16 protein-coding genes are annotated in these 19,886 nt (G+C 33.8%); 12 read left to right on the forward strand and 4 right to left on the reverse strand.

Going from position 1 to position 19,886, the window contains the following annotated elements; translation table 11 throughout:
• Positions 1-14 precede the first annotated feature (14 nt).
• The 5 genes from AAGV28_RS05850 (at position 15) to AAGV28_RS05870 (ending at position 7,206) form a co-directional block, all read left to right on the forward strand.
• Positions 15-617 carry a DUF3347 domain-containing protein gene (locus AAGV28_RS05850; RefSeq protein WP_373405892.1) on the forward strand — a complete coding sequence of 201 codons (603 nt, stop codon included), beginning with the start codon at positions 15-17 and terminating at the stop codon, positions 615-617.
• A gap of 107 nt (positions 618-724) precedes the next feature.
• On the forward strand, positions 725-1,285 hold the full coding sequence (locus AAGV28_RS05855; protein ID WP_373405893.1) for an AraC family transcriptional regulator: 561 nt from the start codon (positions 725-727) through the stop codon (positions 1,283-1,285).
• Between the two features lie 86 nt (positions 1,286-1,371).
• Complete coding sequence (locus tag AAGV28_RS05860; RefSeq protein WP_373405894.1) at positions 1,372-3,804, forward strand: heavy metal translocating P-type ATPase; 2,433 nt, start codon at positions 1,372-1,374, stop codon at positions 3,802-3,804.
• A gap of 5 nt (positions 3,805-3,809) precedes the next feature.
• Positions 3,810-6,341, forward strand: coding sequence for a multicopper oxidase domain-containing protein (locus tag AAGV28_RS05865; protein WP_373405895.1), 2,532 nt, complete (start codon positions 3,810-3,812; stop codon positions 6,339-6,341).
• 46 nt (positions 6,342-6,387) lie between these two features.
• Complete coding sequence (locus AAGV28_RS05870) at positions 6,388-7,206, forward strand: MOSC domain-containing protein (protein WP_373405896.1); 819 nt, start codon at positions 6,388-6,390, stop codon at positions 7,204-7,206.
• Between the two features lie 29 nt (positions 7,207-7,235).
• Here AAGV28_RS05870 and AAGV28_RS05875 read toward each other — a convergent pair whose 3' ends face one another.
• The 3 genes from AAGV28_RS05875 to AAGV28_RS05885 are packed head-to-tail and all read right to left on the reverse strand — an operon-like array spanning position 7,236 to position 9,892.
• Positions 7,236-7,934, reverse strand: coding sequence for a hypothetical protein (locus AAGV28_RS05875; RefSeq protein ID WP_373405897.1), 699 nt, complete (start codon positions 7,932-7,934; stop codon positions 7,236-7,238).
• Between the two features lie 39 nt (positions 7,935-7,973).
• Positions 7,974-9,362, reverse strand: coding sequence for an alpha/beta hydrolase family protein (locus tag AAGV28_RS05880; RefSeq protein ID WP_373405898.1), 1,389 nt, complete (start codon positions 9,360-9,362; stop codon positions 7,974-7,976).
• Entirely contained in the window at positions 9,359-9,892 is a 534-nt protein-coding gene (locus tag AAGV28_RS05885) for a hypothetical protein (RefSeq protein WP_373405899.1), read from the reverse strand. Before AAGV28_RS05885 ends, AAGV28_RS05880 begins: the two co-directional genes overlap by 4 nt.
• A 318-nt stretch (positions 9,893-10,210) precedes the next feature.
• Between AAGV28_RS05885 and AAGV28_RS05890 the strand changes: the two genes are divergently transcribed.
• From AAGV28_RS05890 to AAGV28_RS05915, 6 genes are all read left to right on the forward strand, one after another.
• Positions 10,211-11,536: a trigger factor gene (locus AAGV28_RS05890; RefSeq protein WP_373405900.1), complete on the forward strand. Its 1,326-nt coding sequence runs from the start codon at positions 10,211-10,213 to the stop codon at positions 11,534-11,536.
• Between the two features lie 345 nt (positions 11,537-11,881).
• Positions 11,882-12,556: an ATP-dependent Clp endopeptidase proteolytic subunit ClpP gene (gene clpP / locus AAGV28_RS05895; protein ID WP_373405901.1), complete on the forward strand. Its 675-nt coding sequence runs from the start codon at positions 11,882-11,884 to the stop codon at positions 12,554-12,556.
• Between the two features lie 111 nt (positions 12,557-12,667).
• Complete coding sequence (clpX, locus tag AAGV28_RS05900) at positions 12,668-13,900, forward strand: ATP-dependent Clp protease ATP-binding subunit ClpX (protein WP_373405902.1); 1,233 nt, start codon at positions 12,668-12,670, stop codon at positions 13,898-13,900.
• Between the two features lie 179 nt (positions 13,901-14,079).
• Positions 14,080-14,382 carry a hypothetical protein gene (locus AAGV28_RS05905; RefSeq protein ID WP_373405903.1) on the forward strand — a complete coding sequence of 101 codons (303 nt, stop codon included), beginning with the start codon at positions 14,080-14,082 and terminating at the stop codon, positions 14,380-14,382.
• A gap of 358 nt (positions 14,383-14,740) precedes the next feature.
• Positions 14,741-15,979, forward strand: coding sequence for a phosphoserine phosphatase SerB (gene serB / locus AAGV28_RS05910; RefSeq protein ID WP_373405904.1), 1,239 nt, complete (start codon positions 14,741-14,743; stop codon positions 15,977-15,979).
• 107 nt (positions 15,980-16,086) lie between these two features.
• Positions 16,087-16,497: an SRPBCC domain-containing protein gene (locus AAGV28_RS05915; protein ID WP_373405905.1), complete on the forward strand. Its 411-nt coding sequence runs from the start codon at positions 16,087-16,089 to the stop codon at positions 16,495-16,497.
• 945 nt (positions 16,498-17,442) lie between these two features.
• Here AAGV28_RS05915 and AAGV28_RS05920 read toward each other — a convergent pair.
• A complete protein-coding gene (locus AAGV28_RS05920) occupies positions 17,443-18,969 on the reverse strand; it encodes a GH3 auxin-responsive promoter family protein (protein WP_373405906.1) in 1,527 nt (508 codons plus the stop codon).
• Between the two features lie 98 nt (positions 18,970-19,067).
• On the opposite strand from AAGV28_RS05920, the gene AAGV28_RS05925 reads away from it, so the two are divergent.
• Complete coding sequence (locus tag AAGV28_RS05925) at positions 19,068-19,862, forward strand: DUF2797 domain-containing protein (protein ID WP_373405907.1); 795 nt, start codon at positions 19,068-19,070, stop codon at positions 19,860-19,862.
• The last annotated feature ends 24 nt before the right edge of the window (positions 19,863-19,886 follow it).

A 19,886-nucleotide genomic window follows, 5' to 3' on the forward strand; every position in this document is an offset into this window, starting at 1 on the left:
TTAAAATTTTAAAAATGAAAAAAATAATCCTTTCTTCTATATTATTAGCTGCTGTTTTGGTAAGTTGTAACCAAAAAAATAAAGAGGAGCAGACACCAAATTCAGAAGTAGAAACAGTAACAAAAACAGTAGAAACCGAAGCTGTTGAAGAAATTACAGCAGTTAGTGATGCCGTAAAAGCATCGCTTTCTACAGAAGCTATTATTAATGGGTATTTAAAAATAAAAAATGCTTTGGCAAACGACAAATCAAAAGAGGCTACAGCAGCTGCTAATGATTTTGAAAAAGCAGTTTCGGCTACTAATTCTAGTAAAATAGATTCAAAATTAATTGATAAATATACAACGATTACCGAAAGTGCTAAAAAACAAGCAAGTTTAATTGCTACAAATGATGGAAAAATTGTCGAACAAAGAATATATTTTGCTGTTTTAAGTAAGGATGTCACGAGCTTGATTGCTGCTTTTGGAACTAGCAAGAAATTGTATCAGGATTATTGTCCAATGTACGATCAAGGTAAAAGTGGGTATTGGATCAGTGAAATTAAAGAAATTAGAAATCCGTATTATGGTTCTGAAATGCTAACTTGTGGCGGTATGATTAAAGAAATCAAATAATCTTTTTTCGATTTATTTATTCCCGAAAAATGATTTCATCAAAATCCTAGCTTCATTTTTAAGTTAGGATTTTTTTGTTAATAAACAGCACAAAAACAAGTTATAAAATGAAAGTCTATATCAAAAATATGGTTTGCAGTCGTTGCGAAATGGCAGTGAGAACAGTATTCGAAAAAATGGAAATTCCGATACTTTCGATACAATTAGGAGAAGTTGAAATTTTGAAAAATTTAGAAGAAACAGAAAAACAACTGCTATCTGAAAACCTGAAAGCCTTAGGTTTTGAATTATTAGATGATAAAATAAGTAAGACTATTGAGCGAATAAAAAACTTAATTGTTGATCTGGTTCATTATCAAAATGAAAAACTCAAAATCAATTTATCAAGTTATATCGCCGAAGATTTAAAACAGGATTACAGCACCTTGAGCAATTTGTTTTCGGAAACGGAAGGAATTACAATCGAGCATTATTTTATTGCTCAAAAAATAGAAAAAGTAAAAGAATTATTGATTTATAACGAACTTAGTTTGAGCCAAATTGCTTTTCAGTTGAATTATAGTAGCGCGGCTCATTTGAGTAATCAATTTAAAAAGACTACAGGAATAACGCCTTCACAATTCAAGCAGCTGAAAAACAAAGAAAGAAAACAGATTGATGCGTTATAAATGATGTAATTTTTTCCTAAGATTGTGCAACATTATGATAGCAGAACATACCGAAATTTGTAGAAGTACTTTTAAATAAAATTAAAATGAAACATACATATAAAATAACAGGAATGTCTTGTGATGGTTGTCGATCAAAAGTAGAAAAAACATTGAATGCTGTGGAAGGTGTTGATGCTCAGGTTACTTTATTGCCACCACAGGCAACAATTAGTATGGCGGAACATATTCCTACTGAAACGATGCAAAAAGCATTATCAGCAGTTGGGAAATATACCATTGAAATGGAAGGTTCACATCAAAAGCATTCGCATCAAGAAAATGCTGTAGAAAAAAAAGCCTGCTGTAGTTCTGGAGTAACTCACGAACACAAACTAGATAATACGCACCATGTAACAGCTGGAAAATACTATTGTCCAATGTTTTGCGAAGGGGATAAAGTCTATGACGAACCCGGAAGTTGTCCCGTTTGCGGAATGGATTTGGTTACAATCGAAGTTACTGGAGATGAAGAAAACAAAAGCTATCTGGATTTAGTACACAAAATGAAAATAGCATTGTTGTTTACCATTCCTATTTTCATTATTGCCATGTCAGATATGATTCCAAATAATCCTTTGATGCATGTGCTGGATATGAAAACATGGAATTGGGTACAATTTATTTTGTCACTTCCTGTAGTTTTTTACGCTTGTTGGATCTTTTTTCAACGTGCCTGGAAATCCATAATTACCTGGAATCTGAATATGTTTACCCTGATCGGGATTGGTTCGGGAGTAGCTTTCATATTTAGTTTAGTGGGATTGTTTTTTCCAGAAATCTTTCCGCATGAATTCAAAAACCATTCGGGACAAGTAGGCTTGTATTTTGAAGCGACTACCGTTATTTTGACATTGGTTTTGTTGGGACAATTATTAGAAGCCAGAGCACACAGTCAAACCAGCGGAGCTATTAGAGAATTATTAAAGTTAGCACCTACAGAAGCGGTTTTGGTAGAAAACGGAGTAGATAAAATAATTGCAATTGATGCCATTAAAAAAGGCCATTTACTACGTGTAAAACCGGGTGATAAAATTCCTGTAGATGGTAAAATTGTTGAGGGGGAAAGCACCATCGATGAGTCGATGATTTCTGGTGAACCCATTCCAGTGGATAAAAAAATAAATGATTCGGTAGTTGCAGGAACCATAAATGGTAATAAATCGTTTGTGATGGTTGCTGAAAAAGTAGGTTCAGAAACTTTGCTTTCGCAAATCATCCAAATGGTGAATGACGCCAGTCGTTCCAGAGCACCTATTCAAAAACTAGCCGATAGCATTTCGAAATATTTTGTGCCAATTGTAGTTGGGATAGCAGCAATTACATTCCTTATTTGGGCAAAATTCGGTCCCGAAGAAAACGCCTTAATCTATGGATTTATCAATGCCGTGGCGGTTTTAATAATTGCCTGTCCTTGTGCATTGGGATTAGCAACGCCTATGTCGGTTATGGTGGGTGTGGGCAAAGGTGCACAATCCGGAGTTTTGATAAAAAATGCTGAGGCTTTAGAAAAAATGGATAAGGTAAATGTTTTAATTACCGATAAAACAGGAACAATTACTGAAGGAACACCATCGGTAGAAAAAGTTTTTTCTGCTACTAATCAAGAGAATGATTTGTTGCAAAATATTGCTTCACTCAATCAGTACAGCGAACATCCTTTGGCGCAAGCCGTAGTCGATTTTGCGAAAGCGAAAAATATAACTTTAATAACAGCTAAAGATTTCGAATCCATTACTGGAAAAGGGGTTGTGGGAACAGTAGCGAATAAAAAAGTGGCTTTGGGAAATAAAAAATTGATGGAAGAAGTAAAAGCTACAGTTGCTGAAGCATTAGAAAACCAAATTGTAGCCGAACAAAAACTCGGAAAAACAGTTTCCTATATTGCTGTGGATGGAATTGCTGTGGGATTTGTAACCATTACCGATGCTATAAAATCAAGCAGTGCCGCTGCCATAAAAACATTGATGAATCAGGGAATTGAAGTGATTATGCTTACTGGAGATAATAAAAATACAGCTCAGGCGGTGGCGGATCAATTGCATTTGAGTTCTTTTGTTGCCGGTTGTTTGCCTGAAGACAAACTTAAATTTATTCAAAAACTCCAAGCCGAAGGCAAGATTGTCGCTATGGCTGGAGACGGAATTAACGATGCACCAGCATTAGCACAAGCTGATATCGGGATTGCAATGGGAACAGGAACTGATGTAGCGATTGAAAGTGCCAAGATTACTTTGGTCAAAGGCGACTTGCAAGGGATTGTTAAAGCCAAACAACTGAGTCATGCGGTAATGAAAAACATTCATCAGAATTTATTTTTTGCCTTTTTTTACAATGTACTTGGAATTCCTATTGCTGCGGGGATTTTATATCCGTTTTTCGGGATTTTGCTTTCGCCAATGATTGCTGCTTTAGCAATGAGTTTTAGTTCGGTTTCGGTAATTGCGAATGCGTTGCGATTAAAAACTATAAAAATTTAAAAACTATGAATAAGATACTATACCTACTTTGTTTTTTTGTTATCGGTCCGTTTGTATATGCTCAAGGAAAAAAAACAGCTCCAGAATACTATTACAGCTGTGTGATGCATCCTGAAATTCATGAAGCAAAACCTGGAGATTGTCCTAAATGCGGAATGGCATTGGTGAAAGTAAAAACTAAGAAAGCTAAAAAGGAAGTGGTTAAAAAGACTCTTCCGGCAGTGCCCATTTCTAAAAGTCCTGTAAAAATTAAAAAAGAAGCTGAGGTTTCTAAGAGTAGACCAACAAAAGAAGCTGATTTACCAAAAGAAAGCACCGTTGTAGAAAAGAAAATTTTACCCAAAACCATTTCGAAGAAGGTGCGTTATGATTTGTTTGTTCGTGATACAATGGTAACTTTTGCTAATAAATCCAAACATGCCATAGCGGTAAACGGGCAAATTCCAATGCCCACATTAACTTTTACCGAAGGGGATACCGCTGAGATTTATGTGCATAACAAATTAAAAACAAGTACTTCTTTGCATTGGCACGGATTGTTTTTGCCTAACAAAGAAGATGGTGTTCCTTATTTAACTCAAATGCCTATTGCCCCTGGAGCAACTCATAAATATACTTTTCCAATAATTCAAAACGGAACACATTGGTACCATAGCCATTCTGGGATGCAGGAACAAATAGGAATGTATGGTTTGCTAATTTTAAAGAAAAAACCAGAAGACGAAACCTTTAGAAAAGGCATTGATGATATTCCACAAGTTCCCATTATTTTGAGCGAATGGACCAATTACAAGCCTGATAATGTTCATAGAATGTTGCATAATGCTACCGATTGGTTTGCAATTAAAAAAGGAACAACTCAAAGTTATGCTGAGGCAATAAAAGAAGGACATTTTAAAACCAAGTTAACCAACGAATGGAAGCGAATGTTGGCTATGGATGTGAGCGATGTATATTATGATAGGTTTTTAATCAATGGTCAGAATGAAAGTCAGTTGTCTCAATTTAAAGCGGGAGATAAAGTGCGTTTGCGAATTTCCAATGCGGGAGCGTCGTCTTATTTTTGGTTAACCTATGCTGGCGGAAAAATGACAGTGGTGGCTAATGATGGAAACGATGTGGAACCCGTTGAAGTGGATCGATTGATTATTGCTGTGTCTGAAACCTATGATGTAATTGTAAGCATTCCTGAGAAAAACATTTCTTATGCTTTTTTAGCCACACCAGAAGACAGAACGAAATCGACTTCTATTTACATTGGAGAAGGGGTTAAGAAAGCCGCACATCCTTTGCCTAAATTAAAATATTTTGAAGGCATGAAAATGATGAACGACATGATGAATATGGATGGGACCATGAATGATATGGGGATGAAAATGAGTCTGCAAAAAATGGATATGAATTCCGTTATGTATCCCGAATCCTCCCCTAGCCCCTCCAAAGGAGGGGAGGAAATGAGTGAAAATAAAATGGATCATTCAGCTCACACAATGGATTCTAAAAATTCAGCTATTGTTACTTTGAATTATTCGATGTTGAAATCTCCAGTAAAAACTACTTTGCCAACTCCCCCTTTGGGGGCTGGGGGGATTCGTGAATTGCGTTTTGAATTGACAGGAAACATGAATCGGTATGTGTGGAGTATGGATAATGTGGTGCTTTCGGAAACGGATAAAATCTTGATAAAAAAAGGAGAAAATGTTCGGATTACATTATTCAATAATTCGATGATGCGTCACCCAATGCATTTACACGGTCATGATTTTAGAGTTTTGAACGGTCAGGGTGATTACGCACCTTTAAAAAACGTTTTGGACATAATGCCAATGGAAACCGATGTGATAGAATTTGCAGCCAATACTGATGGAGACTGGTTTTTTCATTGTCATATTTTGTATCACATGATGGCGGGAATGAATCGGGTTTTTAGTTATGAAAATTCAGCAGCAAATCCACTTTTACCCAACAAAGAAGCAGCGTATAAGAAATTACAAGCCGAAAGTAATAGCTTGCATTTTATGGCAGAAAATGATTTTGCTACCAATGGAAATGATGGAATGGCGATGTTGCAAAATACAAGATGGAGTTTTGGAACCGAATGGCGATTAGGGTATAAAGACCATCATGGTTACGAATCTGAAACGCATATTGGAAGGTATATCGGAAGAAATCAATGGTTGATGCCTTTTATTGGTTTTGATGCCCGTTATCGAAAATTAGAGCATGGAGAAATGGAGGAGAATTTATTTGGACAAAAAAGCACTAAAGACAAACGACTGCAGTTTAGTTTAGGAGTCAATTATACCTTACCACTTTTAGTAATTGCACAAGCAGAAGTGTATCATGACGGAAATGTGCGTTTGCAATTAATGCGGGAAGATATTCCTGTTTCAAAACGTTTGCGAATGGCTTTTATGATTAATACCGACAAGGAATATATGGCAGGATTTAAATATATTGTGGGCAAAAACATGGGAATTACAACACATTATGATAGTGATATGGGAGTAGGTTTTGGGTTGAATTTTAATTATTAAAAGAGTCTTTGTTTGTATTTTGTATTTTTGATGAAAAATAAATAAGATGTTACAGCTTTCAGAAATTTGGATTTATCCTGTAAAATCATTGGGCGGAATTGCGTTACAGCATTCTAAAGTAACCGACAGAGGTCTGGAACACGACCGAAGATGGTTGCTGGTAGATGAAAATGACTGTTTTATTACTCAAAGAGAACATCCGAAACTGGCACTTTTTCAACCAGAAATTGCGGGTGATTTTCTAAAAATTTCTCATAAAGATGTTCAGGAATCTGTTGCGGTTTCGTTATTTCCTGTTTTACCAGAAACGACAACTAAAATTAAAGTAACGGTTTGGGAAGATGTTGTTGCGGCTTTTGAAGTAAGTCCGGAAGTATCGGATTGGTTCAGCAGTATTTTAGGTTTCAACGTTCGATTGGTTTATATGCCCGATGAAAGTCTGCGAAAAGTAGATCCCGATTATGCAGTTAGTCCAAACAATGTAACCTCATTTTCGGATGGATTTCCTTTTTTAATTATTGGTCAGTCTTCATTGGATGATTTGAATTCCCGAATGGCTAAAGCGGTTTCGATACGTCGCTTCCGACCAAATTTTGTTTTTAGTGGAGGAAAAGCTTATGAAGAAGAAAGATGGGAAGAATTTACCATCGGTACACTTTCTTTTTACGGAGTAAAACCTTCTGGACGATGTGTTATGATTACTGTAGATCCTGAAAGTGGAACCATTTCAGGTAAAGATCCTTTGCTTACATTGTCAAAGTACAAAACAAAAGGAAATAAAGTGATTTTTGGGCAAAATGTAATTGCCCAACAACAGGGAAGTATTGGAGTTAATGATGTGGTAAAGGTTCAAAAAAGGATTTAATTTTTTTGAGTAAACTTCGATTTTAGTTTTTAAAAAACGGAAATAAGAAAATCCCATTTGTTCCATAAATCGATATTATGACCATTGTTTTTTGCAGCGATGTAAGTAACAGTGTTTTTGAGAATAGACATTATTTCTGCTGTTACGAGGTCATAATCTTCTTTACTGGATGCGGGTTTAAATATGTTGCCAGTAATAAATTCATTGTGTTTGTTTATACTAATAGAAAGAAAATTTCTTCCGCTAGCTTTTTCTTTTAAGATTTTTGATTTGTTAAATGCTTTGTTAATAGCTGAAATATATACAGGATTTAAATTGTTGTTTTTGATTAATGGATATTCTTTGTCTTTATATATGAATTTAGGTTTTTCTTCTACTTCTTCGAAGGAGTATTTGTTTTCGCCTCTGAAATTAGGGCAATATTCAGCAAGATACTTAACAACTTTCATGTCGTTTAATGAATAGATTTTATAGAAATGCTCGCAGGCATTGTCCATCTCTCCTAATTTTAGTTCTGTTGCGGCAAGATTATATAAATACACATGATTCCATGAAACGGAGTCGGTTACTTTGGTGTAGATTTCTTTTGCTAAAACAAAATTATTTTCTGAATATGCTTTTTCCCCTTCGGCTAATAATTTATTTAAATTAGCGTAATTTGTTTTCGTGGTTTGTGAAATCCCAATTTGACTTAAAAAAAGGAATAGTAATAGAAAAGGTAGTTTCATAGTTGTTTTTGGTTTTTAGATTTGTATAATAAACAAATTTTAATTTGTTTGAGTTTTTATCCACTTTGTTATTTCTGTTAAGGCGGTAGGAGAGAACGTTTGTTCAATTGTCACGTATTCTTGTGGTGAACCCGTTACGCATTCCTGAAATAAATGATTTAAGTTAGGAAGTTCAATTGCAGTAACCTTTTTATTTCCGCCTTTTGATAAGGCTGCTTTTATGGCTTCTAAATTTTCTTTTGGAGGAACTTGTAAATCTTTTTCACCATTAAGGGCTAACACCGGACATTTTACTTTTTCTAATGCTGGTGCAGGATTGTATTTGATAAAATAATGCATCCAGGGTGTTGCTATTTGCTGTACTTGCAATTTTACAAATTCGTCATCAGTCATTCCGGCTGGTTTTTCAGCGCTGGGATTTTGTTTGAAGTAGTTGGTTAAATCGGTTTGCAATTGCTCGGTGCTGGTAGATTTATTGGTAATGTCAAATATTTTGGTATTGTTTAATTTTACTTTTTGTAATGCTTCCTCACTCATTCCCGATGCTTTCCCTATTAATTGTTGCTGTAATAAAAGCAATTGGTTTCCCTGAATTCCTGTTCCTGCAAGCAAAACAATAAAGGCTATGTCTTTGGATTGACTGGCAACCATCGGTGCAATTATTCCTCCTTCACTGTGTCCGATTAAGCCAATTTTACTTTTGTTGATTTCTTTTCTGGATTTTAAAAACGCAATTCCGGCTTCAACGTCTGTGGCAAAATCTGTTGTTGTAGCGGTTTTAAAATCGCCTTTTGAGGCTGCAACTCCTCTGTCGTCATAGCGTAAAACGGCAATTCCATTTTTTGTTAAGTAGTCAGAAAGTACAAGAAATGGTTTGTGACCTAATAATTCCTCGTCTCTGTTTTGAGGTCCGCTGCCGCTAATCAAAATTACCGCCGGAAAAACACCGTCTTGTTTAGGCAATGTTAGCGTTCCCGCTAAAGTGATTCCTGCTTTTTTATTTTCGAAAATAATATCTTCAGAATAATAAGAATACGGTTTTTTAGGCTCTTGTGGTCGAATAAGAACTTCTTTTTCCGCTTTTTCTTTTGATAAATTCAGAGGAAAACTTTGCCCGCCTTGTTTAAAATTTCCAACAATGATGTTGTCTTTTCCTAAGGTTCCCTCGTATTCAATTTGGGCTTGACTGATTCCGATTTTTAAAACCGAATTTTCAAAACTACTACTGCTTACCGGAATTCCTTTGGCTCCCTGATCCGGACTGTCCATTGTTGCACTGATGCCATTTGCTGTTTTTTCGATATTAAATACCAATCTTAATTGTGCTCCCGGAACTTTTAAAACGCCATTCCATTGTCCTGTAATTTCCTGTCCAAAAAATGTTAGAGAAATTAATCCCGCTAGTATTGTAAATGCTAATTTTTTCATTGGTTGTTAATGTTTTTTTTTAATTCAATTTTTCCATCAAATTCTTTTGATTGGGTGTAAAGTCTAATTCCTAAAATTCTCCAATCGATTGAACCTGAGACATGATATTCATATAAATTATTGTGTACTTTATTTAAAAATACAGTAGAAGGTTTCCATTCGGTTCCCATTTCGATTCCTGTTCTGTTTACATAAGCAGTTAATAATTTAATTTCATTATTATTTTCACTGTATTTGATTGACATGTGAAAATCTGTTAGTAGATTTTGTTCAAGTTTCTTCTCATTTAAATGTTCGTTTCCTTCAAATTTTTCAGATTCCATTTTCGGGGATACGTTCTGTAAATCAAAGGTTTTAATTCTATCATTTTCATCTTTTGAATTTACTTTAAAGGATAAAAGACCCAAAACAAGAACAAGCGTGGCTATTCCTCCTAAATTTTCACGAATAACTTTAACTGCTTTAAAGCAAATAATTATAAAGTAAATTAATAGGGCAAAATTGAGTATTCCCCAGATTAGTTCTAGCATAATGATGATGTTTTCTTTGTTTTTCTATTCGTTTAACTCAAAAGATTTGATAAAATCATAAAAATCTATTCGTTTGTGTTTAGGTTTAATGGATTGTCAATATTCTTTCTTAATCCAAATATACTTATTTTTTCTTACAAAATAGTAAAGTCAATTTCAATTGCAACAGTCAATTGCAATTACAATAATAAAGCCTTGTTTAAACATCTTGAACTCCTTGAAATTCAATCCCGAAGGTTCGGGATAAAAAAGCTTGGTTGGCTTGCGAAAATTTTATAATTTTGCCAGCCAATTTTATTATGTAAATTAAAGAAGAAGATGGATATTAAAAGAGTAGCAATTGATGCTGTAACTGAAACCATTGTAATGACTGTGGTACACATGGATTACAAGGGACAAGTAGCCAAAAGAATCAACGAAAAAATGCCTTTAGCGCAAGTAAAAGGATTTAGAAAAGGGGCTGTGCCTAAAGACTTAGTTGAAAAACAATACGGTAGAGAGATTAAAAAAGAAGAAGTTAAGAAAGTTGTTGACTTGGCTTTAGAGCGTTATATTCAATCTGAAAGATTAAATCTTCTTGGAACTCCACTTGCTAAAGAGAATGAAGAGTTGGATTGGTCTGCTGAAGAATTGACTTTTGAATTCGAAATTGGTTTAGTGCCAAACTTCGAATTAGACTTAGATGCTAAAAACGATATCGTAAAATATATAGTTACTGCTGATGATAAATTAATCGACGGACAAGTAGCTCGTATCCAAAAACAATTTGGTACTGCAATTCCTCAGGAAGCTGTTGAAGCTACTTCTGATATTAAAGGAATTTTCACAAACGAAGCGGAAGGAATCGGTAACACAACTACTATTTCTTTAGATATTTTCAAAGACAAAGCTACTGCTGATAAATTCATCGGTAAAAAAGTGGGTGATGTAGTTACTGTAAACACAAGCGGTTTATTTGAAGACGATCACCAATTGATGGATTACTTAAAAGTAGGTCATGATAATGTTCACGGTTTAGCTGTTGATGTAGATTTCACTATCGAAGCAATCACTGTTTCTGAGCCAGCTGAATTGAACCAGGAATTGTTCGACAAATTGTTCGGAGAAGGAAATGTAGCTTCATTGGAAGATTTGAAAGGAAAAATCAAAGAAGACGCTGAAACTCAATTTGCTCAACAAGCTGACCAAAAATTATTAGGTGATGTTACTGAGTTTTTAATCGAAAACACAAAATTCGAATTGCCTTCTGAGTTCCTTAAAAAATGGTTGCAAACTGTAGGTGAGAAAAAATTATCTCCAGAAGAAGCTGAAGTAGAATATGCACGTTCTGAAAAAGGATTGCGTTTCCAATTAATCGAAGGAAAAGCTTTGGCTCAAAATGATATCAAAATTACTTTTGAAGACTTAAAAACTTTTACAGCTAAAAACATCAGAGTTCAAATGGCTCAATTCGGGCAAACAAATCCTACTGAAGAAGAAGTTCAAGGAATTGTAGCTAGAGTTTTGTCTAACCAAGACGAAGTAAAAAGACTTTCTGATCAAGTAGTTGCTGAAAAATTATTGGAATTGTTCAAAGAAAAAGCAAACCCAACAACTAAAGAAGTTACTTACGATGAATTTATTGCTGCGTCTTACGGAGAATAAATAATTTCGTGAATAGCTGTAGGCATTAGCCAAAAGTTAAAAAAATAGTTATATTTGAGCGTCAGAAGTTTTTTTTTGACGCTCTTTTGTTTTAAATTGTTTCAGGAGCAAAACCAGCTATACGCTGCAAGTTTTTTCATTTGTTTCTGTTTTTTTAAAATTCTTGCAAGAGCTTCCTCTGGTCGCTTTACAAGAATAAAAAAAACTAAAAAACAAATTTCAAAAAGTTTTGCGCTTTTATCTGGGCTAAAAAAACAAGACATAATGGCATTATTTACAAAGAGGTACAACCTTTGTACAAATAAAAGAGAACAAGATATAACGTAAAACTTAGAACCAATACATATGAACTACGGTAAAGAATTTAAAAAGTTTGCTACAAAGCACCAAGGAGTAAATGCCATGTATTACGATAAAATCGTAGCGGCAATGAATCCTACTAATATGACTCCATACATTATTGAAGAACGTCAATTGAATATTTCGCAATTAGACGTTTTCTCAAGATTAATGATGGACAGAATCATTTTCCTTGGAACAGGAATTGATGACCAAATTGCAAACATCGTTCAGGCGCAATTGCTTTTCTTAGAAAGCGCCGATGCTTCCAAGGATATTCAAATTTATTTGAACTCTCCAGGAGGAAGTGTTTACGCAGGTTTAGGAATTTATGACACCATGCAATACATCAAACCTGATGTAGCAACTATTTGTACAGGAATGGCAGCTTCTATGGGAGCAGTATTGTTGTGTGCAGGTGCAGCAGGAAAACGTTCGGCTTTACCACATTCAAGAGTAATGATTCACCAACCATCAGGAGGAGCACAAGGAGTTGCAACTGATATGGAAATCAACTTACGTGAAATGTTGAAACTAAAAGATGAATTGTATCATATTATTTCTCAACATTCAGGACAAACTTTTGATAAAGTACACAAAGACAGTGAGCGTGATTACTGGATGATTGCTGAAGAAGCAAAAGAATACGGAATGATTGATGAGGTTTTAATAAGAGGATAAATAAGTGTTCAGTGTTCATGTTTTTAGTGTTCCGTTTTTTAGGAAGTTTTTCTAATTTATAAACTGAGCAACTGATTACTAAATACTGATTACTGATTACTAAAAAAAAGAATGGCAAAAGTAGTATTAGAGTGTTCGTTTTGTGGAAGGAAAAAACCAGAAACCAATTTATTGATTGCTGGAATTAATGCGCACATTTGCGACAAATGTATCGAACAAGCCCACGGAATTGTTCTTGAAGAATTAAAATCAAGCGGAAGTTCAAAATTAGTTGGTGATTTGATTTTGCAAAAACCAAAAGAGATTAGAGCTTTCTTAGATCAATATGTTATTGGACAAGACCAAACTAAAAAAGTAATGTCGGTGGCGGTGTACAATCACTACAAGCGTTTGATGCAGCAGCAATTAGACGATGAAGTAGAGATTGAAAAAAGTAACATCATCATGGTGGGGCAAACAGGAACAGGAAAAACATTAGTTGCAAAAACTATTGCTAAAATGTTAGATGTGCCTTTGGCTATCGTAGATGCTACGGTACTTACTGAAGCGGGTTATGTAGGAGAAGATGTTGAAACTATTTTGACACGTCTTTTGCAAGCTGCGGATTATGATGTAGCTAAGGCCGAACGCGGAATTGTATTTATTGACGAAATAGATAAAATTGCCCGTAAAAGCGATAATCCATCGATAACTCGTGATGTTTCAGGAGAAGGAGTGCAACAAGCTTTATTGAAATTATTAGAAGGAACGGTTGTAAACGTACCACCAAAAGGAGGACGTAAACACCCAGACCAAAAATTTGTGGAAGTAAACACCCAAAACATTTTGTTTATTGCTGGTGGTGCTTTTGATGGAGTAGAACGTATTATTTCTAAACGTCTGAACCGTCAGGCAGTTGGATATTCTACTTCAAAAAATGTAGATAATATTGACAAAGAAAACTTATTGCAATACATTATTCCGAAAGATATCAAAGATTTTGGATTGATTCCAGAAATCATCGGGCGTTTGCCGGTGTTGACTCACATGGATCCTTTAGATAGAGAAACATTAAGAGCTATTTTAACGCAGCCTAAAAATGCGTTAATCAAACAATACCAAAAGTTGTTCTTAATGGATGATGTGGAATTCACTATCACCAATGAAGCATTAGATTTTATTGTAGACAAAGCATTGGAATACAAATTAGGAGCTCGTGGATTGCGTTCGCTTTGTGAGGCTATCTTAACCGATGCGATGTATGAATTACCAAGTTCTGATGATAAAATATTAGAAATTGATGTAGATTATGCAAAGGAAACCTTGAATAAAAATTTATTAAAGCGATTGGAGATTGCTTCTTAAGTAAATTTCAAGCTCAATAAAAGATAAATAAAGCTCAAAAACGGATGTTTTTGAGCTTTATTTGTTGAATTAGATAGCTTAAATACGTGTATTCAAGAACTTTAAGAAGCCTTAAAGACTTTGGCTCAGAAAAAAATAATACATTTGTATTTTACAACAAACTCTTAATTGAAAATAAAATGAGTACCACCGAAATAAAATTGTACGATATTTTCAGAAAAGATCTTAAGCTGTCTGATGAAAAGGCAAAAATTTTTGCTGAGATCGTGCAAGAGACAGTTATTAATGAAGTGAGACATCAACAAACAGAATTTAAAAGTCAAAACAAAGAAGATTTATTAAAACTAGAAATGCAATTGGCTTCTAAGATAGAACAATTGAATGTCAAAACAGAAACTACAAAAGTAGATTTGATTAAATGGTTTGTAGGTCTGTTTTTTGCTCTTGCTTTGATGATTATAGGTTTGTACATCAAAAAATAAGTCAGTATCTCTAAAATAAATAAAGCTCAGAAACGAATGTTTTTGAGCTTTATTCGTTAATAGACGTGACTAATATAATTTAGAAATGTTGCTGTTTCAATTGCCGTTGACTTTAGTCAACGGAATTTAGATTTGATACAATAGGCTTTAGCCAAAATGGTGTAAATTGTTTTGGCTAAAGCCAATGAAACTAGTCTTTAAAAACTTTTGGCTAAAGCCAAATGCAATTGATTATAAAACAATAAATAGAAAGAATAATATCTTTAAAATTAACTCTTTGTAAAAAACACAAAATCTACTTTTTTATACGCAATATATTGTCGATTTTTGTCGCTTCTAAAATCAATACGGACTAAAAATGGCAATCGAGGATAAAGAGATTATTTTATTAAAAGTTTCTGGTCAGGACAAACCAGGGGTAACGGCTGGTTTGACATCAGTGTTGGCTACATACAATGCCATTGTTTTAGATATTGGACAAGCTGATATTCATGATACGCTTTCGTTAGGGATTTTGTTCGAAATCGAAGCAGGTTCTTCTTCAGCGCCCGTTTTAAAAGACTTGTTGTTCAAAGCCTATGAATTAGGAATCAAAGTAAAATTTATTCCAATTACTATTGCTGATTACGAAAAATGGGTAAAAGCCCAATCAAAACAACGTTACATTATTAACATTTTAGGCGAAACATTAGCGGCATCTCAACTAGCTGCAGTAGCTCAAATAATGTCCGACCAAAATCTAAATATTGATTCCATAAAAAGATTAACAGGAAGAACATCTATTGTAGAAACAGAAGTATATCCTCGTTCTTGCGTACAATTGTCAGTTTCTGGAGAAATTGTAGACAAGACGGTGATGACAGCTAGTTTTATGCTTATTTCGAGAACCCTAGATGTGGATATTTCTTTCCAAGAAGATAATATTTATAGAAGAAATAGACGTTTGGTTTGTTTTGATATGGATTCTACTTTGATTCAAACTGAAGTAATCGATGAATTGGCTGAATTGGCAGGAGTTGGTGAGCAAGTAAGAGCAATTACTGAATCGGCGATGAATGGCGAGATTGATTTTAGCGAAAGCTTTAAAAAAAGGATGGCTTTGTTAGAAGGTTTGAGCGAAGACGTATTGCATAATGTAGCGATCAATTTGCCAATAACAAAAGGCGCACATCGCTTGATGAAAGCCTTGAAATACTATGGTTATAAAACGGCTATTTTGTCGGGAGGATTTACCTATTTTGGTCATTATTTGCAAAAAGAATTAGGTATAGATTATGTTCATGCTAATGAATTGGAAATTAAAGACGGTAAATTAACAGGAAAGTATATAGGTGAAATTGTTGATGGTCAAAAGAAAGCCGAATATTTGCAGGCAATTGCTGAAAAGGAAGGAATTCACATCAATCAAACTATTGCTGTGGGCGATGGTGCAAACGATTTACCAATGATTAATTTAGCTGGATTAGGAATAGCTTTTCACGCAAAACCTACGGTAAAAGAAAGCGCAGCCACTTCTATTTCGAGTTTAGGACTTGATGGTGTTTTATACTTATTAGGGTACCATGATAGGCATATTGATATGATGGACGATATTTAAAATGCAAAATATTTAAAAAAAAACCTTAGTTATTAATTGAACTAAGGTTTTTTTATGAATTTTAATTTAAAATCGTATTTTTATAAAACTAACTTAAATAGGCGACAATGATAACAGTTCAAACTAAAATCCAAGCTTCTTTAGATAAGATTTGGAGTTTATGGACATTACCCGAACATATTACGCGTTGGAATATGGCATCTGAACATTGGCATACTCCTTATGCCGAAAATGATTTGAAAATAGGGGGGAAATTCAAATATACAATGGCCTCCAAAGACGGAACAGTAAGTTTTTATTTTAGTGGGACTTATTCAACAATTCAAGATAAAAAAATAATTATTTATTCGATCGAAGATGGTAGAAAAGTGATTGTTGTTTTTGATGAGCAAGAAGATGGTGTTGTAATACTGCAGTCTTTTGATCCCGAATCAGAAAATCCAGAAGAATTTCAACAGCAAGGATGGCAGGCTATATTGGATAATTTTAAAAATTATGTTGAAAATAATTTTATATAAATTCAATATGATGACTAAACAAATATGGCTTAACCTTCCAGTAAAAGATATCAAACAATCAAAGAAATTTTTTTCTGAAAATTTGTTTTCTTGTAACAATGAACTTGATACGAAGTATTCTGCTTGTTTGTTGGGTGGGGAATATAATTTAGTTACAGTAATAAGACCAACAAAGCTTTTATAAATACAGGGTCAGTTTTACGGTAATTTCGCTTATCAGATGAATTTGATTTCCATCATAGGATAAGAAATTATTACCGATGCACAAACTCAAAATTTAGCTAATTTGAAAAAGATTTTGGAAGAATAATTGTTTTAGTCGGGTATCTAACGAGTTTTTATTGTAAACTATATCTTGATAAGCTGACTGAATTGAAGTTCAACAAATAAAAAAGCTCAGAAATATATGTTTTGAGCTTTTTTTATGGTGTGGGTTTAGGGTAATTGGATTGTTTATTAAACATTATTTGAGAATTCAATTTTTTTCCAAATAATAAATAATTGAAGTAATGTAACTATCAAGGTTATTATTAAAGTGTAATCAAAAACATTAGTAAATTGATTGGAAAAGCCTGAAAGAACTGTGTCGCTTTTTAATCTTTGTTTAAACCTCTTACTTGAAAAGTCATGAAATAAGTTTATAACTGTTATAAAAAAAGTGAATGATAGTAAAACAAAAAAAGTAAACCCATTTATCATTTGTGATTTTATATAGAAAAATTTATAAATAGGAATTGATAAGCTTATTAAAATAAAAAATATAAATGAAAAAGTTACTTGGAAAATAAGTTTGGAATTATGTTTAATTAATTTATAAGTGAGAAAATTTAAAAGAATAAAGAAAAAAATGTAAAATATACTCATGCTATTATCTATTAATTTTGAAAATGCAATTATAAATTAGTTTTGTAATATTAATCAAAGTGAAATATAAGGTATTTAGGATTAGATAATTACTTTTTCCTGTATTTCTTTCAATTGCTCCAGATAATCTCTTTCATTAGACAATCTAGGGATTTTATGTTGCCCGCCTAATTTATTGTTTTCTTTTAACCAATCGTAAAATAAATTTTCTCTAGCTACATTAATTACCAATGGATTTAACGTCATGTTGTTGTAGCGTTTGGCTTCGTAGTCAGAATTTAATGATTGTAGAGTTTCGTCCAGTGCTTGTTGGAAAATAGCCATATCAGCTGGTTTTTTCTTGAATTCAATCATCCATTCGTGGGCTCCTTTTTCTTTTTCTTTCATGAAAATGGGTGCAACCGTATAATCCACTATTTCAGAATGAGTGATTTGACAAGCTTTGGCTAAGGCTTGATCGGTGTTTTCGACCATTAATTCTTCGCCAAAAACATTGATATGATGTTTGGTTCTTCCGCTAACTCTGATTCTATATGGATTTAATGAGGTAAATCGAACCGTGTCTCCCACTAAATAACGGAACAATCCCGAATTAGTAGTAATCACCACAGCGTAGTTTTTATTTAATTCTACATCGGCTAAACGGATTGTTTTTTGATTTAGAGTTCCAAATGTATCCATGGGAATGAATTCGTAAAAAATTCCGTAGTCCAGCATCAACAATAAATCATTCGAATGATTTAAGTCTTGGATGGCAAAAAAACCTTCAGAAGCATTGTATATTTCGTAATATTTAAATTCTTTTTTAGGTAGTATGTTTTTGTATTGTTCGCGGTATGGATTGAAACTCACGCCTCCATGAAAATATACTTCGAGGTTAGGCCAAATTTCAAATAAATTTCCTTTTCCTGTTTCTTCGAGCATTCTATTCATTAAAACCAGCATCCACGAAGGAACTCCGGCAAAACTGGTTACATTTTCTCTTTTGGTTTCATTAATGATGGCAGCCATTTTAGATTCCCATTCGCTCATTAACGAAGTTTTGTTGCATGGAGTGCTACTAAATTCAGCCCAGATAGGCATGTTTTCTATTAAAATAGCTGATAAATCGCCAAAAAAACTATTGTTGTCTTCATAAATTTGAGAGCTTCCGCCCAGACGCAAACTTTTGCCTGTAAAAAGCTCTGAATTCTCGTTGTTGTTCAAATACAAGCACAATAAATCTTTACTGCCCTTGTAATGACAATCTTCTAGGGCTTCGTTGCTTACAGGAATAAATTTGCTTTTAGCATTAGTAGTTCCGCTAGATTTAGCAAACCATTTTATAGGCGATTCCCAAAAAACATTTTGTTCTCCTTGGCGTGTTCTTTCAATTAGAGGTTGTAATTCTTCGTAGGTAGAAATCGGTATTCTCTCTGCAAATGTGGTATAAGAATGAATGGAGTTATAATCGTATTTTTTTCCTAAAACCGTGTTTTTTGCGGCAGCAATTAAATTCATAAGTAATTCTTCCTGAACTTCGTTTGGGTATTTCACGAAAAGTTCAATCTGATGGATTCGTTGTTTTAAAACCCAGGAGGCAAATGAATTGATTAATTGTTTTGGCATTTTAAAAAAAATAGGGTTATGAAATTTACCTTAGGAATAATAACTTTACCAAAAATAGGAAAATTTACGAAACATCAAACTTTTAAAATTCAAACTTAATGCAATACGAAGGCGTACTTACAAAGATGGAAACCGAATATGGTAAACCAATTCAATATTATTTGGTTTTTGAGAATAATTTTTTGAATGTAAACCAACTTTTAGACAAGAATATCGAGATTAACTTTGTAGGTTTTCAATGTTTGAATTGTGGAAAAAAGAAAAAGATATTTCGCCAAGGTTTTTGTTATGATTGCTTTTATTCCAGTGCGGCTGTAGGCGATTGGATTATGAAACCTGAATTAAGTACCGCACATTTAGGCATTGCAGATAGAGATTTGGTTTATGAAGAAAAAGTACAATTACAGCCTCATATTGTTTATTTGGCTTTGTCAAGCGAAATAAAAGTAGGGGTAACACGTAAAACTCAGGTTCCAACCCGATGGATTGATCAGGGAGCAAACGAAGCCCTTACGATTGTAGAGGTACCCAATCGATATTTAGCAGGAATTACCGAGGTGGCTTTGAAAAATCATTATGCTGATAAAACCAATTGGCGTAAAATGCTAACCAATGAAATTGAAGCTGTAGATTTGGTCGCCGAACGATTGAAATTAGAAAATTTGATTCCAACTGAAGTTCAGGAATATTTTTATTTAGATAAAAATGATTTGTACCAAATGGAATATCCTGTTTTACAATTCCCTTCTAAAGTAAAAAGTTTAAGTTTAGACAAAACACCTCATTTTCAAGGAAAATTAACTGGAATAAAAGGGCAATACTTGTTATTCGAAGATGGAACGGTTTTTAATGTTCGTGGTTCTGAGGGTTATATAGTTCGTATTTTAGTATAAATAAAAATGATGGTTTCTACTTAA

Source organism: Flavobacterium zubiriense (assembly GCF_041729725.1).
In the GTDB taxonomy this organism is placed as follows: Bacteria; Bacteroidota; Bacteroidia; order Flavobacteriales; family Flavobacteriaceae; genus Flavobacterium; species Flavobacterium zubiriense.

Bases quoted from the DNA above. Each gene is read 5' to 3' on its own strand.
- AAGV28_RS05850 (WP_373405892.1), top strand. From the start codon at position 15: ATGAAAAAAATAATCCTTTCTTCTATATTATTAGCTGCTGTTTTGGTA.
- AAGV28_RS05855 (WP_373405893.1), top strand. From the start codon at position 725: ATGAAAGTCTATATCAAAAATATGGTTTGCAGTCGTTGCGAAATGGCA.
- AAGV28_RS05860 (WP_373405894.1), top strand. From the start codon at position 1,372: ATGAAACATACATATAAAATAACAGGAATGTCTTGTGATGGTTGTCGA.
- AAGV28_RS05865 (WP_373405895.1), top strand. From the start codon at position 3,810: ATGAATAAGATACTATACCTACTTTGTTTTTTTGTTATCGGTCCGTTT.
- AAGV28_RS05870 (WP_373405896.1), top strand. From the start codon at position 6,388: ATGTTACAGCTTTCAGAAATTTGGATTTATCCTGTAAAATCATTGGGC.
- AAGV28_RS05875 (WP_373405897.1), bottom strand. From the start codon at position 7,934: ATGAAACTACCTTTTCTATTACTATTCCTTTTTTTAAGTCAAATTGGG.
- AAGV28_RS05880 (WP_373405898.1), bottom strand. From the start codon at position 9,362: ATGAAAAAATTAGCATTTACAATACTAGCGGGATTAATTTCTCTAACA.
- AAGV28_RS05885 (WP_373405899.1), bottom strand. From the start codon at position 9,892: ATGCTAGAACTAATCTGGGGAATACTCAATTTTGCCCTATTAATTTAC.
- AAGV28_RS05890 (WP_373405900.1), top strand. From the start codon at position 10,211: ATGGATATTAAAAGAGTAGCAATTGATGCTGTAACTGAAACCATTGTA.
- clpP (WP_373405901.1), top strand. From the start codon at position 11,882: ATGAACTACGGTAAAGAATTTAAAAAGTTTGCTACAAAGCACCAAGGA.
- clpX (WP_373405902.1), top strand. From the start codon at position 12,668: ATGGCAAAAGTAGTATTAGAGTGTTCGTTTTGTGGAAGGAAAAAACCA.
- AAGV28_RS05905 (WP_373405903.1), top strand. From the start codon at position 14,080: ATGAGTACCACCGAAATAAAATTGTACGATATTTTCAGAAAAGATCTT.
- serB (WP_373405904.1), top strand. From the start codon at position 14,741: ATGGCAATCGAGGATAAAGAGATTATTTTATTAAAAGTTTCTGGTCAG.
- AAGV28_RS05915 (WP_373405905.1), top strand. From the start codon at position 16,087: ATGATAACAGTTCAAACTAAAATCCAAGCTTCTTTAGATAAGATTTGG.
- AAGV28_RS05920 (WP_373405906.1), bottom strand. From the start codon at position 18,969: ATGCCAAAACAATTAATCAATTCATTTGCCTCCTGGGTTTTAAAACAA.
- AAGV28_RS05925 (WP_373405907.1), top strand. From the start codon at position 19,068: ATGCAATACGAAGGCGTACTTACAAAGATGGAAACCGAATATGGTAAA.